This is a genomic window from Kaistia sp. MMO-174, assembly GCF_037147815.1.
In the GTDB taxonomy this organism is placed as follows: Bacteria; Pseudomonadota; Alphaproteobacteria; order Rhizobiales; family Kaistiaceae; genus Kaistia; species Kaistia nematophila.
Map to the genome: position 1 here is coordinate 79,153 of NZ_JBBCUO010000007.1, position 15,597 is coordinate 94,749.

15 protein-coding genes and 2 riboswitches are annotated in these 15,597 nt (G+C 66.3%); of the genes, 5 read left to right on the plus strand and 10 right to left on the minus strand.

The window, feature by feature from the left end:
- The first annotated feature begins 154 nt into the window (after positions 1-154).
- A riboswitch (SAM riboswitch) is annotated at positions 155-235 on the plus strand.
- A gap of 60 nt (positions 236-295) precedes the next feature.
- Complete coding sequence (locus WFK98_RS23915) at positions 296-1,492, plus strand: O-succinylhomoserine sulfhydrylase (protein ID WP_336802046.1); 1,197 nt, start codon at positions 296-298, stop codon at positions 1,490-1,492.
- A gap of 271 nt (positions 1,493-1,763) precedes the next feature.
- Positions 1,764-3,053, plus strand: coding sequence for a 5-aminolevulinate synthase (gene hemA / locus WFK98_RS23920; protein ID WP_266337259.1), 1,290 nt, complete (start codon positions 1,764-1,766; stop codon positions 3,051-3,053).
- A gap of 210 nt (positions 3,054-3,263) precedes the next feature.
- Here hemA and WFK98_RS23925 read toward each other — a convergent pair whose 3' ends face one another.
- A complete protein-coding gene (locus WFK98_RS23925) occupies positions 3,264-4,211 on the minus strand; it encodes a homoserine O-succinyltransferase (protein WP_266337258.1) in 948 nt (315 codons plus the stop codon).
- A gap of 40 nt (positions 4,212-4,251) precedes the next feature.
- Positions 4,252-4,358: riboswitch (SAM-I-IV-variant riboswitch) on the minus strand.
- 283 nt (positions 4,359-4,641) lie between these two features.
- Here WFK98_RS23925 and WFK98_RS23930 point away from each other — a divergent pair.
- Positions 4,642-5,541 (plus strand): nucleotidyltransferase domain-containing protein, encoded by a 900-nt coding sequence (locus WFK98_RS23930; RefSeq protein WP_336802047.1) that lies wholly within the window; start codon positions 4,642-4,644, stop codon positions 5,539-5,541.
- A gap of 17 nt (positions 5,542-5,558) precedes the next feature.
- Here the strand turns inward: WFK98_RS23930 and WFK98_RS23935 are convergent, their stop codons facing one another.
- Together WFK98_RS23935 and mscL are read right to left on the minus strand one after the other, a co-directional pair.
- On the minus strand, positions 5,559-6,731 hold the full coding sequence (locus WFK98_RS23935) for a pyridoxal phosphate-dependent aminotransferase (protein WP_336802048.1): 1,173 nt from the start codon (positions 6,729-6,731) through the stop codon (positions 5,559-5,561).
- A gap of 145 nt (positions 6,732-6,876) precedes the next feature.
- Complete coding sequence (mscL, locus tag WFK98_RS23940) at positions 6,877-7,296, minus strand: large conductance mechanosensitive channel protein MscL (RefSeq protein WP_266337255.1); 420 nt, start codon at positions 7,294-7,296, stop codon at positions 6,877-6,879.
- A 219-nt stretch (positions 7,297-7,515) separates the two neighbouring features.
- Between mscL and apaG the strand changes: the two genes are divergently transcribed.
- Entirely contained in the window at positions 7,516-7,908 is a 393-nt protein-coding gene (gene apaG, locus WFK98_RS23945; RefSeq protein ID WP_266337254.1) for a Co2+/Mg2+ efflux protein ApaG, read from the plus strand.
- A gap of 225 nt (positions 7,909-8,133) precedes the next feature.
- On the opposite strand, the gene WFK98_RS23950 is transcribed toward apaG, so the two are convergent.
- The 3 genes from WFK98_RS23950 to WFK98_RS23960 are packed head-to-tail and all read right to left on the minus strand — an operon-like array spanning position 8,134 to position 11,295.
- The gene (locus tag WFK98_RS23950; protein ID WP_336802049.1) at positions 8,134-9,120 is read right to left on the minus strand and encodes an Hsp33 family molecular chaperone; all 987 of its coding nucleotides are present in this window, start codon (positions 9,118-9,120) and stop codon (positions 8,134-8,136) included.
- Positions 9,120-10,043 carry an ornithine carbamoyltransferase gene (argF, locus tag WFK98_RS23955; protein ID WP_336802050.1) on the minus strand — a complete coding sequence of 308 codons (924 nt, stop codon included), beginning with the start codon at positions 10,041-10,043 and terminating at the stop codon, positions 9,120-9,122. Before argF ends, WFK98_RS23950 begins: the two co-directional genes overlap by 1 nt.
- 19 nt (positions 10,044-10,062) lie before the next feature.
- Positions 10,063-11,295 (minus strand): aspartate aminotransferase family protein, encoded by a 1,233-nt coding sequence (locus WFK98_RS23960; RefSeq protein WP_336802051.1) that lies wholly within the window; start codon positions 11,293-11,295, stop codon positions 10,063-10,065.
- A 410-nt stretch (positions 11,296-11,705) separates the two neighbouring features.
- Between WFK98_RS23960 and WFK98_RS23965 the strand changes: the two genes are divergently transcribed.
- Positions 11,706-12,239, plus strand: coding sequence for a GcrA family cell cycle regulator (locus WFK98_RS23965; protein ID WP_266337250.1), 534 nt, complete (start codon positions 11,706-11,708; stop codon positions 12,237-12,239).
- 203 nt (positions 12,240-12,442) lie between these two features.
- Here the strand turns inward: WFK98_RS23965 and phoB are convergent, their stop codons facing one another.
- From phoB to pstA, 4 genes are read right to left on the minus strand one after another with little or no spacing between them, the layout of a single operon-like run.
- The gene (phoB, locus tag WFK98_RS23970) at positions 12,443-13,141 is read right to left on the minus strand and encodes a phosphate regulon transcriptional regulator PhoB (RefSeq protein WP_266337249.1); all 699 of its coding nucleotides are present in this window, start codon (positions 13,139-13,141) and stop codon (positions 12,443-12,445) included.
- A gap of 30 nt (positions 13,142-13,171) precedes the next feature.
- Positions 13,172-13,888, minus strand: a complete 717-nt coding sequence (gene phoU / locus WFK98_RS23975; RefSeq protein WP_266337248.1) for a phosphate signaling complex protein PhoU — start codon at positions 13,886-13,888, stop codon at positions 13,172-13,174.
- A 25-nt stretch (positions 13,889-13,913) separates the two neighbouring features.
- Complete coding sequence (gene pstB, locus WFK98_RS23980) at positions 13,914-14,699, minus strand: phosphate ABC transporter ATP-binding protein PstB (protein ID WP_266337247.1); 786 nt, start codon at positions 14,697-14,699, stop codon at positions 13,914-13,916.
- Entirely contained in the window at positions 14,696-15,595 is a 900-nt protein-coding gene (gene pstA / locus WFK98_RS23985; protein WP_266337246.1) for a phosphate ABC transporter permease PstA, read from the minus strand. The genes pstB and pstA overlap by 4 nt, the downstream gene beginning before the upstream one ends.
- Positions 15,596-15,597: the final 2 nt, after the last annotated feature.

Below are 15,597 nucleotides of genomic sequence, written 5' to 3' on the forward strand. Positions count from 1 at the left end.
AACTCTCCGGTGAGGCCGTAAACCCTCACCGCGGCCTTCCGGCCCGACCTCTCCATGGGGAGAGGCGAACAAACCTGCGACACTCGGCTCCGAGCGGTCGCCCTCCTTATCCGAACTCACCGTTGACGCCAAGCCGCCAGAGGCATATCAGAAAACGGCCTACCGTGGTCTATTTGAGCCGACCGGCTTGCCGCCACGTTAAACAATGTCGCTAAAAGGTCGGTTGCCGGAAATCCGACATCCGATTTTTGCCCGACTTCGCGTCGGGTTTTTTCGTATCCGGGATCAGAACACAATGTCCGAAGACAAAGCCAAGCGCCCCCGCCGCCCCGCCACGGAACTCGTGCATGGCGGCACCCTCCGATCGCAGTTCGGCGAGATGTCGGAGGCGATGTTCCTGACGCAGGGCTTTGCCTATGACAGCGCCGAGGCGGCCGAAGCGCGCTTCAAGGGCGAGGATCCTGGCTTCATCTATTCGCGCTTCTCCAACCCGACCGTGTTCATGTTCGAGGAGCGCATCCGCCAGCTCGAAGGTGCCGCGGCGGCGCGCGCGACGGCGAGCGGCATGGCGGCCGTGACGGCGGCGCTGATGTGCATGCTGAAGGCAGGTGACCACGTCGTCGCCGCCAAGGCGCTGTTCTCGTCCTGTCTTTACGTCGTCGAGGACCTGCTGCCGCGCTTCGGCGTGCAGTCGACGCTGGTCGACGGCACCGACCTGAACCAGTGGCGCGACGCGGTGCGGCCGAACACCAAGGCCTTCTTCCTGGAAAGCCCGACCAATCCGACGCTCGAAGTGATCGACATCGCCGAGGTCGCCAGGATCGCGCATGAGGCCGGCGCGCTGCTCATCGTCGACAACGTGTTCGCGACGCCGATCTGGCAGCAGCCGATCAAGCTCGGCGCCGACGTCGTCGTCTATTCCGCCACCAAGCACATCGACGGCCAGGGCCGCGTGCTCGGCGGCGTCATCCTGTCCGCCGACGAAGCCTATGTGAACGACCACCTACACAATTTCCTGCGCCAGACCGGACCGACGCTGTCGGCCTTCAACGCCTGGGTGCTGCTGAAGGGGCTGGAGACGCTCGATATCCGCGTCCGCCGCCAGACCGAAAGCGCGGCGAAGATCGCCGACGCGATCGCCAGCCACCCGAAGATCGCCAAGCTGATCTATCCCGGCCGCCCGGACCATCCGCAGGCCGACGTGGTCAAGAAGCAGATGGGCGCCGGCTCGACGATGATGGCGTTCGAGATCGACGGCGGCAAGGACGCGGCGTTCCGAGTCGCCACCGCGCTGGAGATCATCACCATCTCCAACAATCTCGGCGACGCCAAGAGCCTGATCACCCATCCCTCGACCACGACTCACCAGCGCCTCTCCGAAGAGGCGCGGCTCGGGTTCGGCATCACGCCGGGCATGCTGCGCCTCTCGATCGGCCTCGAGGATCCCGACGACCTGATCGAGGACCTCCGCATGGCGCTCGACAAGGCCTGAGTCCTTTCGCCGCCACGAACCACCGAAAGCCGCCGGAATGCGCCCGTTCCGGCGGCTTTTTCCTGTGCCGGGCCGCGTTGCGGCGCCCGGCTGCGACGGCATGGACAGAAGATGCGCTGAATTGCGCAGTGGCGGCCCGCGCGTCGTCATGATTACTGGCGCCAAGCTGAAATCAACGGCGCGAATTTGACTTGCCGCAAGGCCAAACAGCATTGGACTCGCTAGGGTTCCTCGGCTAGTTTGGAACCCATCCAAGAAGCGGACTCTGCTGATGGACTATCAATCGTTTTTCGTGGACGCGATCGACGCTCTCCATGCCGAGAAGCGCTACCGCGTCTTCGCCGACCTCGAGCGGATCGTGGGCCGCTTCCCGCACGCGATCTGGCGCTCGGAGCGCGGCGCGCGCGAAATCACCGTCTGGTGCTCGAACGACTATCTCGGCATGGGCCAGCATCCCGACGTCGTCCGCGCCATGGTCGAGACGGCGCAGGGCATGGGCACCGGCGCCGGCGGCACGCGCAACATCTCCGGCAACAACCATCCGCTGGTCGAGCTGGAGCATGAGCTCGCCGACCTGCACGGCAAGGAAGCCGGCCTTGTCTTCTCCTCCGGCTTCGTCTCCAACGATGCGGCGCTGTCGACACTCGGCAAGCTCCTGCCCGACTGCCTGATCCTGTCGGACGAGCTGAACCATGCCTCGATGATCGAGGGCATCCGCCGCTCGGGCGCGCAGAAGCGCATCTTCCGCCACAACGACCTCGAGCATCTCGAAGAGCTGCTCAAGGAAGCCGGCCCCGGCCGCGCCAAGCTGATCGCCTTCGAGAGCGTCTATTCGATGGATGGCGACGTCGCGCCGATCGCCGGCATCTGCGATCTCGCCGAGAAATACGGCGCCATGACCTATATCGACGAGGTCCATGCGGTCGGCATGTATGGTCCGCGCGGCGCCGGCATCGCCGAGCGCGAGGGCCTGATGCATCGCATCGACGTCATCGAGGGCACGCTCGCCAAGGCGTTCGGCACGTTCGGCGGCTACATCACCGCCAGCCGCGCCATCATCGACGCCGTCCGCTCCTATGCGCCGGGCTTCATCTTCACCACCGCGCTGCCGCCCTCGCTCGCGGCCGCCACCACGGCCTCGATCCGCCACCTGAAGACCTCGCAGGTCGAGCGCGACCTGCAGCAGCAGCACGCGCAGCGCACCAAGGAAGTGCTGATCGCCGCCGGCCTGCCGGTGATGCCGTCGGAAACCCATATCGTGCCGCTCTTCGTCGGCAATCCGGACCTCTGCAAGAAGGCCTCGGACATGCTGCTCGACGAGCATGGCATCTACATCCAGCCGATCAACTACCCGACGGTGCCGCGCGGCACCGAGCGGCTGCGCATCACGCCGACGCCCTGCCACGACGAGAAGCTGATCCTCGGCCTGCGCGACGCGCTGATCGACGTCTGGCAGCGCCTGTGGCTGCCGATGGGCCGCACCGCCCCGGCGAAGACCGCTCGCCTGGTCGCGAACGGCGGCGCCTCGCATTTCGACGTGTTCCCGCCCGCCGGCGGCTGAACGGTCCCTATGGAATGAAAAGGGCCCGCCGAGCGATCGGCGGGCCTTTTTTGTTTCAGCAAGCAAGCCCCTCACCCAACCCTCTCCCGCAAGCGGGCGAGGGCTTTTGGGCCGGCGACCTTCATCGTATTGGCGCACTGCCGGCAACGAGCACAGGCGCGCCCCTTCTCCCGCACCGGGGTGAGGGTCTTCCTCCCCCAACCCCGCAGCCTACGCCGCGACTTCCGTCGCTTCTTCCTGGCCGATCTTCGAGATGTCGAACGGCACGGTCTGGTAGATCTCGTTGATCCAGTTGCCGAACAGCAAATGGGCGTTGCCGCGCCAGCTATTGACCGGCGGCCGGGCCGGATCGTTCTTCTGGAAATAATCGGCCGGCAGCGCCACGTCGATCTTGGCGTTGATATCGCGGAAATACTCGTCGCCGAGCGAGTTGGTGTCGTATTCGAGATGGTTGAACATGTGCAGGGCGCGATGGCGAGTGTCGTCGAGCAGGCACAGGCCCGTCTCCTCGCTCTCGGCCAGCACGATCACGCCGCTGCCCTGCGGGATCTCGCTCTTGCGCACCTCCGACCAGCGCGACACCGGCACGGCGAACTCGTCGGCAAGGCCGCGCAGATAGTGCGACGCCGAGGCGGCAGCCGGGATCTGGTGCCGGTAGATGCCGAACGCCTTGCCGGGCAGGTCGTATTTCTGCATGCCGTGGAAATGGTGCACGGCCGCCTGCGCCGCCCAGCAGATGTTGAGCGAGCGATGCACATGCGTCTGCGTCCAGTCGAAAATCCGGCGCAGCTCGTCCCAGTAAGTCACGTCCTCGAACGGCATGCGCTCGACCGGCGCGCCGGTGACGATGAAGCCGTCGAAGCGCTCGTCCTTAACCTCTTCCCAGGGCCGGTAGAAGGAGAGCATGTGCTCGGCCGGGGTGTTGCGCGGCGCATGGTCGGTGATCTGCACCAGCGACAGCTCGATCTGCAGCGGCGTCGCGCCGAGCAGCCGCGCGATCTGCGTCTCGGTGGTGATCTTGTTCGGCATCAGGTTGAGCAGGCCGATCCGGAGCGGGCGAATGTCCTGACGCACGGCGTCGGCCGCGCGCATGACCACGACGCCTTCCGCTTCGAGCTTGCGGCGGGCTGGCAGGTCATCGGGGATCTTGATCGGCATGGCGGCGTCGTCCTGTACTGGAAGGTCCGACGCTGTGTGACTGGGTCCGTTTGGTTGCCGGATCGGCCACATCCTCCCTGAGGGAGTGCCACCTTGCCCGGAAAGGCAGGTTGGCGTCGGGCGTCGGCCCAACTCTTGATGTATGGGCATGATCTACCCGAGCCAAGGACTGTTGGCAATAGAATCTGCAGGCGTGGACCGGCAGGCCCTCGCCCCAACCCTCTCCCTGAGGGAGAGGGAGCGCGCGGCGCCCTCGCCCGCTCGCGGGAGAGGGTTGGGTGAGGGGCTTGCTTGCCTGCCGGCTTCGCCAGCCAGGCGACGGGCCGCCTCGCGGATCCGGTCGGCATCGCTCCGGCAGCAGAGCCGCGGAAGGCGGCCGGATTGAACATTCGCCGCCGCCTGCTAGGCTCCTGCCCGGGGGAAACACACCATGTCCCATGCCGCCGAACGCGACAGGCCGCAGGCGCCCGCCTTCGATGTCGATCCCGCCATCCGCGCCATCGCGGAACGGCTCGAAGCCGAGCCCGGCATCCGAGCGCTGGCGCTGGGTGGCAGCCACGGCGCAGGCCTCGCCGATGCCTATAGCGATCTCGATTTTCTCGTCGTCGCCGACAGCGGCGCCAGCAGCGAGACCGCCGCGCTCTGGCGCGACGCGCTTGGCAGGGTCGGCGAGATCGTGCTTTGGCGAGACCGGCAGGTGAAGCCGACGCTGATCAACGCCATCACCGCGGCTTGGCTTCGCGTCGACGTCGACATCGTGACGCCGGAGCAGATCGCCGAGCGGACGAAGGCCGGGCTCAGGATCCTGTTCGATCCGGACGAACTGCTCGAAGCCCTGCCGGCCGAGGCGGAGAAGCCGCGACCGAGCCCGGGACGGCTGCAGTGGCAGGTCGAGGAGTTCTTCCGCGTCCTGGGATTGCTGCCGCTCGCCATGGGACGGGCGGAATACTTCAATTCGGTCACCGGCCTGTTCTTCCTGCGCAATCTGATCACCGATCTCCTGATCGAGGAGACCGACGCGCCCAATCGCGGCGGCGTGCTGCATCTGAACCGCCTGATCACGGCGGAGCAGAAAAAGGCCCTCGCCGCACTGCCGCCGCTGGTGGCGGAGCGCGACGCGCTGATCGCCAACTATCTGGCGCATGCCGCGCTCTATCTTCCGCGCGCGAGAAAGATGGCGGCACGATTGGGCGCCCGCTGGCCGGAACGGTTCGAGGCAGTGACCTGGGCGCATCTGCACGACACGCTCGGGATCGAGCCGCCACCAGTCGTTCGCGCGAGCCGCCGCCATGAAAAAAGCCCGCCGACGGATCGGCGGGCCCAGTCATGAAAGTCAGCAGGCTGCGGCTACTTCGCCAGCCAGCCCGCCAGCCGGCTTGTCGCCTCGCGGATCTGTTCGGGATCGCGCAGGTAGCAGAGCCGCATGAAGCCGTCGCCACCGGCGCCGAAGGCGCCGCCCGGAGCGAGGCCGACGCCGGCCTCGTCAACCAGCTTCAGCGCCAGCGCCCGCGTATCCGGCTCGCCGTCGACGGCGAAGAAGGCATAGAAGGCGCCCGCCGGCCGAACCAGGCGCACCCGGCCCGTCCGCTCCAGTCCCGAGCAAACGATCTCGCGCGCCTCTGTCGCCCGCTGGCGCTGGAAGTCGATGAAGGCGTCGCCCTGCTCGAGCGCCGCGACGGCGCCGCGCTGCAGGAATTTGGGCGTGCCCGAGCTCGAATATTGCACGAGGTTCTCGATCACCTGGCCGAGCGCCGGCGGCGCCGCGATCCAGCCTACCCGCCAGCCGGTCATCGCCCAGTTCTTCGACATGGTGTTGACGAAGAGGATGCGATCGTCCGGCCCGGCGACGTCATAGAAGGACGGCGACCGGATGCCCTCATAGAAGAAGCGCGTATAAACCTCGTCGGAAACGATCCACAGCCCGCGCGCCCGCGCGAAATCGAGAATTGCCTGCAACTCGTCCCGCGTCGCCGTCCAGCCGGTCGGGTTGCAGGGCGAGTTCAGGAACAGCGCTTTGGTGCGCGGCGTCACGGCGTCGAAATAGCGGTCGAGATCGAGCGTCCAGCCGGCATTGCCATAGGTGAGCGGCACCTCGACGACGCGGGCGGCGCCGATCTCGGCGGCGGCGGCGAAATTCGGCCAGGCCGGCGTCGGCACCACGACCTCGTCGCCCTGCCCCGCCGCCATGCGGAGCGCGATCTGGATCGCCGGCATGCCGCCCGAGGTGACGAAGAAGCGCTCGGGATCGAACGGACGGCCATAGAGGCGGGCGTGATAGTCGGCCAGCGCCTGCCGGAGCTCCGGAATGCCGCGCTGGTGGGTGTAGAAGGTTTCGCCGGCCTTGAGCGCGGCCTGCGCCGCCTCGCTGATGAAGGCCGGCGTCGGCAGGTCGCCCTCGCCGACCCAGAGCGGGATCAGCCCGGCGCGGTCGCGCCCGTAGTTGAAGACCTCGACGATGCCGCTTTCGGGAGCCTCGCTCGCCTCCGGCCGCAGCGAATGCAGTGCGGAATGGTCTGACACGCAATGTTCCAATGTCTGCGGGCGCCCCTGCCCTGATCGCCGGGGCGCCGGAATGGGATCGATCGCCGCTCGTAGCGGCCAACAACGACAAAACGGCGGCCAAGGGCCGCCGTCCGTCGCATTCCCGTCCAGCGAGGCTGGAGGATCAGCCGACCTTCTGCTTCGCCAGCAGGTCGCGGATCTCGCGCAGCAGGGCGACGTCTTCCGGCGTCGCGACCGGCGCCGGGGCGGCGGCCTTCTCGCGCTTCATGCGGTTCATGCCCTTGACGATCAGGAACAGGATCCAGGCGACGATCAGGAAGTTGATCAGCAGGGTGAGGAAGTTGCCATAGGCGACGGTGGCGCCGGCCTTGCGCGCGGCGTCGAGGGTGGTCTGCGGCTCGCCGGCGAGCTGGATGAACTTGTTGGTGTAGTCGATGCCGCCGGTGATCACACCGATGATCGGCATGATGATGTCATTGACAATCGAATTGACCAGCCCGCTGAAGGCGGCGCCGATGATGATACCGATGGCCAGGTCGACCACGTTGCCCTTGAGGGCAAACTCCTTGAATTCCTTCAGCATTGAATGTTCCCTTTCGCCCGGCTCGTCGCGAACCCTGATCTACAACCCGCGCAACTATAGCGTAGCCGATTCACTGGCGAAACGTGTCGGCTGCAAATGTCGTGCGTGTTGCCACAACGACATAGCGAGCGGGTTGCGCACGCCATGCGGCGTCGCGCGCGATTGACGCCCCACCTTGCCAGGCGCTATGTGCTCCGATCCATTTCGAGAAGAACGCCGATGTATCGAACCGTCACGCGATCGATCCAGGTGACCGTGCAGCCAAGCTTCGTCGAGGACGATTCCTCGCCGGGCGAAGACCGTTACGTCTGGGCCTATACCATCGAGATCGTCAATCTCGGGCTTGAAAACGTCCAGCTGCGCTCGCGCTTCTGGCGCATCACCGACGGCAAGGGCCGCACCGAGGAAGTGCGCGGCGTCGGCGTCGTCGGCAAGGAGCCGTCGCTGAAGCCCGGCGAGAGTTTCGAATATACCAGCGGCTGCCCGCTCTCGACGCCGTCCGGCATCATGGCCGGCACCTACCAGATGCAGACCGAGAGCGGCGAAATGTTCTCCGTCGAGATCCCGGCCTTCTCCCTCGACGTCCCCAACGCCCCCCGCGTCCTGCACTAGGCGTTCGCGGGCGTACCGCCCCTCACCTCTCCCGTGGGGAGAGGTCGACGGCCGCAGGCCGGCGGGTGAGGGCGTAGGGAACTATCCGGTAAGGCCGCATCCCCTAACCCGGAGCTTCGCTCCGACCTCTCCCACCGGGAGAGGTGAAGGAATGCGCAGCCATACCCCTCTCCCACAGGCGGGAGAGGGCTGGGGCAGAGGGTCTCCCCTCAGCCCGCACTGAAATCAGCCCAGAAATTCCTGCGGGTCGAAGGCGTATTTCTGGCCGCAGAACTCGCAGGAGACGGCGATCTCGCCGTTCTCGATGCTCTCGGTGATCTCTTCCGCCGAGAAGCTCGACAGCACGCCCTGGATGCGCTCGCGCGAGCAGGAGCACTGTTCGCGCACGGGGACCGGGTCGAAGACCCGCACGCCGCGCTCGTGGAACAGGCGGTAGAGCAGCCGTTCGGCCGGCACGTCGGGATCGATCAGCTCGTGATCCTCGACCGTCGAGACGAGCGAGCTCGCCTCGGCCCAGGCGTCCTCTTCCTCGGCGTGATGCTCCAGCCCTTCCGGCGCGTCGCCGCCGGAGAGGTCGCGATGCACGCCGATCGAGGCTTCCGGCAGGTACTGCACCAGCAGGCCGCCGCCGCGCCAGCTATGCGCGGCGCCGCCATCCTCGCGGGTCATCATCTCGGCCACCGCCAGGCGGACGATCGTCGGGATCTGCTCGGACTGCTGGAAATAGGTATGCGCCACCTCTTCCAGGCTGGCGCCGTCGAGCTGGACGATGCCCTGGTAGCGACTGGTGAACTCGCCCTGGTCGATGGTCATCGCCAGGATGCCCTTGCCAAGCAGCAGTTCCGGCTTCGACAGCCCCTCGGCCTCGATCTCCGCCACACGCTCCGCCTTGAAGCGGGCATAGGCGCGAATGTTGCCGGATGTGCGGTAGTCGACGACCAGCATGTCGACGGGGCCATCCGTCTGCGTCTGCAGCAGGAACTGGCCGTCGAATTTCAGCGACGAGCCGAGCAGCACGGCGAGGACGACCGCCTCGCCGAGCAGTTTCGAGACCGGCAGCGGATAATCGTGCCGCGCCAGCAGGGCCGACAGCGCCGGCCCCATCTGGATGGCGCGGCCGCGCACGTCGAGGCCCTCGACCGAAAACGGCAGGACGGCGTCATCGCCGGCCGGGTCGATCGAGGCCGGTCCGAGAGTTGCGATCTCCACCATCAAAGCGCCTCCGCGCCGCCCAGGCACCAGGCAAGAATGCCCTTCTGCGCGTGCAGCCGGTTTTCGGCCTCGTCGAAGACGACGGACTGCGGCCCGTCCATCACCTCGGCCGTGACCTCCTCGCCGCGATGGGCGGGCAGGCAATGCATGAACAGCGCGTCCTTCTTGGCGCGCGCCATCAGCCGGGCGTTGACCTGGTAGGGCTTCAGCAGATTGTGCCGGCGCTCCGCCTCGCTGTCGCCCATCGACACCCAGGTGTCGGTGACGATGCAGTCGGAATCGGCGGCCGCGTCGTGGGCATCCTCGCCGGCGATCACCTCGCCGCCATTGTTGCGGGCCCAGTCGAGCAGCTTGTGCGACGGCGCAAGCTCCGGCGGCGTCGCGATCTTCAGGCGGAAGTCGAAGCGCGCGGCGGCGTGGACCCAGGAGGCCATGACATTGTTGCTGTCGCCGAGCCACGACACCGTCTTGCCGGCGATCGAGCCGCGATGCTCCTCATAGGTGAGGATGTCGGCCATGATCTGGCAGGGATGCGAGCGGCGCGTCAGGCCGTTGATGACGGGCACAGTGGCGTTCGCCGCCAGCTCGGTCAGCTGCTCGTGGTCGAGGATACGGATCATGATGCCGTCGACATAGCGCGACATGACACGCGCCGTGTCGGCGATGGTCTCGCCGCGTCCGAGCTGCATCTCGGCGCCGGTCAGCATCAGCGTCTGGCCGCCGAGCTCGCGCATTCCGACGTCGAAGGAGACGCGGGTGCGCGTCGAGGGCTGCTCGAAGACGAGCGCCAGCACCTTGCCGGCGAGCGGGCCGACGCCGTCGCGGGCGCCGTCGCGCACCGCCTTGAGGCGCTTGGCGCCGTCCATGATCTGCCGCAGCGTGGCGGAATCGAATTCCGTCAGGTCTAGAAAATGCCGAACCATGATGTCCTGCCTTGTCCGCTCAGGCGGATTGCCGTGCCGACGTCGCGGCTTCGGTTTCGATTGCGGAAAAGGCGGCATCGAGCTTCTCGATCGCCGCGTCGACTTCTGCCTTGCCGATGTTGAGCGGCGGCAGCAGGCGCAAGACGTTGTCGCCGGCGCCGGCGGCGAGCATCTTCTGCTCGCGGAGCGCCGCGACCACTTCCGGGATCGGCTTCAGCGCATGCAGGCCGACCAGCAGGCCCTCGCCGCGGATGTCGTCGATGACGCCGGGATGGCTGTCCATCAGGCCGCCGAGGCGCTGGGTCAGGTAGCGCGCGGTCTCGCGCACATGCTCCAGGAAGCCGTCGGCAAGCACGACGTCGAGCACGGCGTTGCCGACCGCCATCGCCAGCGGATTGCCACCGAAGGTGGTGCCGTGCGTGCCGGGGGTCATGCCCTTGGCAGCTTCATTGGTGGCCAGGCACGCGCCGAGCGGGAAACCGCCGCCAAGGCCCTTGGCCGAGGTGAGGATATCCGGCGTGATGCCGGTCCACTCATAGGCGAACAGCTTGCCGGTGCGGCCGATGCCGGTCTGGACCTCGTCCAGGATCAGCAGCATGCCCTCGGCGTCGCAGAGCGCCCGGATCTCGCGCAGGAACGCGTTCGGGAAGGCGCGCACGCCGCCCTCGCCCTGGATCGGCTCGAGCATGATGGCGGCCGTCTGCGGCGTCACCGCGGCCTTGATCGCCGCCATGTCGCCGAACGGAACCTGGTCGAAACCGTCGGCCTTGGGGCCGAAACCGTCGAGATATTTCTGCTGGCCGCCGGCGGCGAGCGTCGCCAGCGTGCGGCCGTGGAAGGCGCCCTCGATGGTGAGGATGCGATAGCGTTCCGGCTGGCCATTCACATAATGATAGCGCCGCGCCGTCTTGATCGCGGCCTCGTTCGCCTCCGCGCCCGAATTGGCGAAGAAGACGCGGTCGGCGAAGGAGTTCGCGACCAGCGTGTCGGCCAGTCGCTCCTGACCCGGAATGCGGAACAGGTTCGAGGTGTGCCAGAGCTTGCCGGCCTGCTCGGTCAGCGCCTGCACGAGAACCGGATTGGCATGGCCGAGCGTGTTCACCGCGATGCCGGCGGAGAAATCGAGATAAGCGTCGCCCTCTCGCGTAAAGACCCAGGCCCCCTCGCCTCGCTCGAACTCGAGCGGCGCACGCGAAAAGGTGTCGAAGAGGCTGGTCGAGGTCTTTTTAACGCTGGTATCGGGGGCGCTCATATCCCCTCCTTCGGATGAAACCACGGAAACGGATGCCTAAAAATCAAAGGTGCTGCCCGAGGCCGACGCGCCGAGCAGCACCTTTTTGCGTTGCCCTTATATCACGGTCGTGACGATTTGTGTCAATCAAATCACCGCCCGCAGCCACGTCACGACGGCTAAGCGTTTGACCGGACTCACGGATCGGGAATGCGCTGCAAGTTGGGGAAAACGGCCGGATCCTCTTTGACGAATCCCCCGGACTCTTGTCACCGAGTCACGCCATATAGTATTTTACTTTTCGTTAAGACACGAAATATCGAGCAGGTACCTCCCCCTGACCCTTGTATGGCGTCCGCAGTCGTCCGGCATCCCGGCTGAACGACCGTGACAGGATTCCGGGTATCGCTCCGACCGACAAGGACACGCTAATGACTTGGACGGACGAACGGGTTGAGTTGCTGAAGAAGCTCTGGACCGACGGCCTGAGCGCAAGCCAGATCGCTTCGGAACTCGGCGGCGTAACGCGTAACGCAGTCATCGGCAAGGTACATCGGCTGAGCCTCTCGGGTCGTGCCAAGCCGGCCGCAGCGCCGGTCGCCCGCCCGCGCAAGCCCGCGTCGACGACCAGTAGCCGCTCTGCAACGACAGGGCGTCCCAATCCCGTCAGGCCGATGGTGGCCGGCAACACGGCCCTGAAGCCTCTCGGCCAGATGGCGCCCGAGCCGCGGCGCGTGCCCCGGCCTGTCAGCTCGGACGACGTCGTCGTTCCGATCAGCCTGCACGCCACGATCCTCACGCTCACCGAGCAGACCTGCAAGTGGCCGATCGGCGACCCGAGCACCGAGGATTTCCACTTCTGCGGCCAGCGCTCGAATTCGGGCATTCCCTATTGCGAATATCATTCGCGGGTAGCCTACCAGCCGGTGCATGACCGCCGCCAGAAGAAGGCCGTCGGCGCCTGATCGCGCCAGCCTGACGACGACGGCGTCCGCGCCTTCGTCCCGAAATGCCATTCCGGCCGTGCCGCCCTCCCCCCGAGGCGCACGGCCGTTTCTTTTTGTAGCCCTCCCATCCGGGCAGCAAAAAGCCGCGCCGGGAGATACCCGAACGCGGCTTTGCTTGTTTTCAGGCCGCCTCCCGGGGGAAAGGCGGCGATGAAAGGGATTCAGGCGGCGGCGAACTGGTCGTCGAAGGAATAGCCGGAGCCCCGCACGGTGCGGATCGGATCCTTGACGCGGCCGCGGTTCACCGCCTTGCGCAGGCGGCCGATATGGACGTCGACGGTGCGCTCGTCGACATAGACGTCACGGCCCCAAACGCCGTCGAGCAGCTGCTCGCGGGAAAATACGCGGCCGGGGCTCTTCATCAGATATTCGAGCAGGCGGAACTCGGTCGGGCCGAGATGCAGCTCGCGACCCGAACGGCGGACGCGATGAGTCTCGCGGTCGAGCTCGATGTCGCCGGCGCGCAGCAGCGAGGCGATCACCTCCGGGCGCGAACGGCGAAGGATGGCGCGGACGCGCGCCATAAGCTCCGGCACGGAGAACGGCTTGACGACATAGTCGTCGGCGCCGGTGGCGAGGCCGCGGATGCGCTCCTGCTCCTCGCCGCGGGCGGTGAGCATGATCACCGGCAACGTGCGGGTGGCATCGCGGGCACGGAGGCGGCGGCAGAGTTCGATGCCCGAGATCCCGGGCAGCATCCAGTCGAGCAGCAGCAGGTCGGGCACGGTCTCGAGCAGGCGCATCTCGGCATCGTCGCCACGCGGCACCACTTCGACGGCATAACCCTCGGCTTCGAGGTTGTAGCGGAGGAGGAGGCTCAGCGCCTCCTCATCCTCGACGATCATAACGCGCGGCGTCATTCACGAAGATCCTAGCATTCAGGCGTTTGGTCAGTTCTGCTCATAGGCAACGGCGGTCGTGCTGGAATCGTCCTGCTTCGGACGATCCTCGGCCAGAACCTGGCCGGTGACGACATAGTGCACCGTTTCGGCGATGTTGGTGGCGTGGTCGCCGATGCGCTCGATGTTCTTGGCGCAGAACAGGAGATGCGTGCAGAAGGTGATGTTGCGCGGATCTTCCATCATGTAGGTCAGCAGTTCGCGGAAGAGCGACGTGTACATCGCGTCGATCTCTTCGTCGCGCTTCCAGACCTGGTAGGCCTGCTCGACGTCACGCGTGGCGTAGGAGTCGAGCACGTCCTTGAGCTGGGCGAGCGACAGCTGCGCCATGTGCTCGACACCGGTGTTGAAGCGCTTCGACTGGAACTGGCCGTCGAGCGCGATGACGCGCTTGGCGATGTTCTTGGCGAGGTCGCCGATGCGCTCGAGGTCGCTGGCGATGCGCTGGGCGGCGATGACTTCGCGCAGGTCCATCGCCATCGGCTGACGACGCGCAATGATCATGATCGCGCGCTCTTCACATTCGCGCTGCAGCACGTCGAGCTTCTTGTCGTCGGCGATGACGGCGCGCGCCGTATCGGTGTCGAGCCGCATCAGCGAGCCGACGGCGACGTCGACGAGACGCTCCGCCATGCCGCCCATCTCGGCGATCCGGCGGGCAACGTCGTTCAGCTCTTCGTCGTACTTGGAAACGATGTGTTCGGACATGTCGTGCTCCTACCCGTGGCCCGGCTTAGCCGAAGCGACCGGTGATATAGTCCTGGGTGCGCTTGTCGGACGGCGAGGTGAAGATCTTCGTGGTCTCGTCGAATTCGATCAGCTCGCCGAGATACATGAAGGCCGTGTAGTCGGAGACGCGCGCCGCCTGCTGCATGTTGTGGGTGACGATGGCGATCGTGTAGTCGGTCGTCAGCTCGTCGATCAGTTCCTCGATCTTGGCGGTCGAGATCGGATCGAGCGCCGAGCACGGCTCGTCGAACAGCACGACTTCCGGCCGCACCGCGATGGTGCGGGCGATGCAGAGGCGCTGCTGCTGGCCGCCGGAGAGGCTGAGGCCGCTGGAGTGCAGCTTGTCCTTGACCTCGTTCCAGAGGGCGCCGCGCGTCAGCGCCGCCTCGACGCGTCCGTCCATCTCGGAGCGCGAGATGTTCTCGTAGAGGCGGATGCCGAAGGCGATGTTGTCATAGATCGACATCGGGAACGGAGTCGGCTTCTGGAACACCATGCCGACGCGGGCGCGCAGCATGTTGCGGTCCTGGTCGGGATCGAGGACGTTCTTGCCGTCGAAGATCACCTCGCCCTCGGCGCGCTGGCGCGGATAGAGGTCGTACATGCGGTTCAGCACGCGCAGCAGGGTCGACTTGCCGCAACCCGACGGGCCGATGAAGGCGGTGACCTTCTTCTCGAAGAGCGGCAGGTTGATGGTCTTCAGCGCCAGGCTGTCGCCGTAGAAGAACTTCAGATTGCGGATCGAAATCTTCTCGGCCATGCCGGCCGTGTTCAACGCGGTCTGGGTCATTTGGAAGCCTTGGGGCTGAGGAAGGCGCGGGCGACGATGTTGAGCGCCAGCACGGTAAAGGTGATGAGCAGGGCGCCGGACCAGGCCAGCTTCTGCCAGTCCGGATAGGGCGACAGGGCAAACTGGAAGATGGTGACCGGCAGCGACGACATCGGCGCGTTCAGGTCGGTGCTCCAGAACTGGTTGTTCAGCGCCGTGAAGAGCAGCGGGGCGGTTTCGCCGCTGACGCGGGCGATCGCCAGCAGCACGCCGGTCACGATGCCGGAGAGCGCCGCCTTGTAGGCGACGTGACGGATCATGATCGAGCGCGGCAGGCCGAGCGCGGCGGCGGCTTCACGCAGCTGGTTCGGCACCAGGTTCAGCATGTCCTCGGTGGTGCGGACGACGACCGGGATCACCAGGATCGCAAGCGCCACCATGCCGGCGAAGGCCGAGAAATGGCCCATCTGGACGACGATCACTTCGTAGACGAACAGGCCGATGACGATCGAAGGGGCCGCCAGCAGGATGTCGTTGATGAAGCGGACCACCGTCGTCAGCTTGTTGTGACGGCCGTATTCCGACATGTAGGTGCCGGCCAGGATGCCGATCGGCGTGCCGATGACGACGCCGCCGACGGTCATGACCAGACTGCCCCAGATGGCGTTGAGCAGGCCACCGGCAGAGCCGGGCGGCGGGGTCATCTCGGTGAAGACCGCCAGCGAGAGGCCGCTGAAGCCCTGGTAGAGCAGCGCCAGCAGGATCAGCACGAGGCAGATCAGGCCGAAGCCCGTCGCGGCGAAGGAGAGCGCCAGCAGGATCGCGTTGCCACGACGGCGGCGGCGATAGAGCGCCTGCGCGGCGGGCGTTGTCGCGGCGGAATAGCCGGCCGCGGCGGTGCTGAGAGAGCTTGCCATGG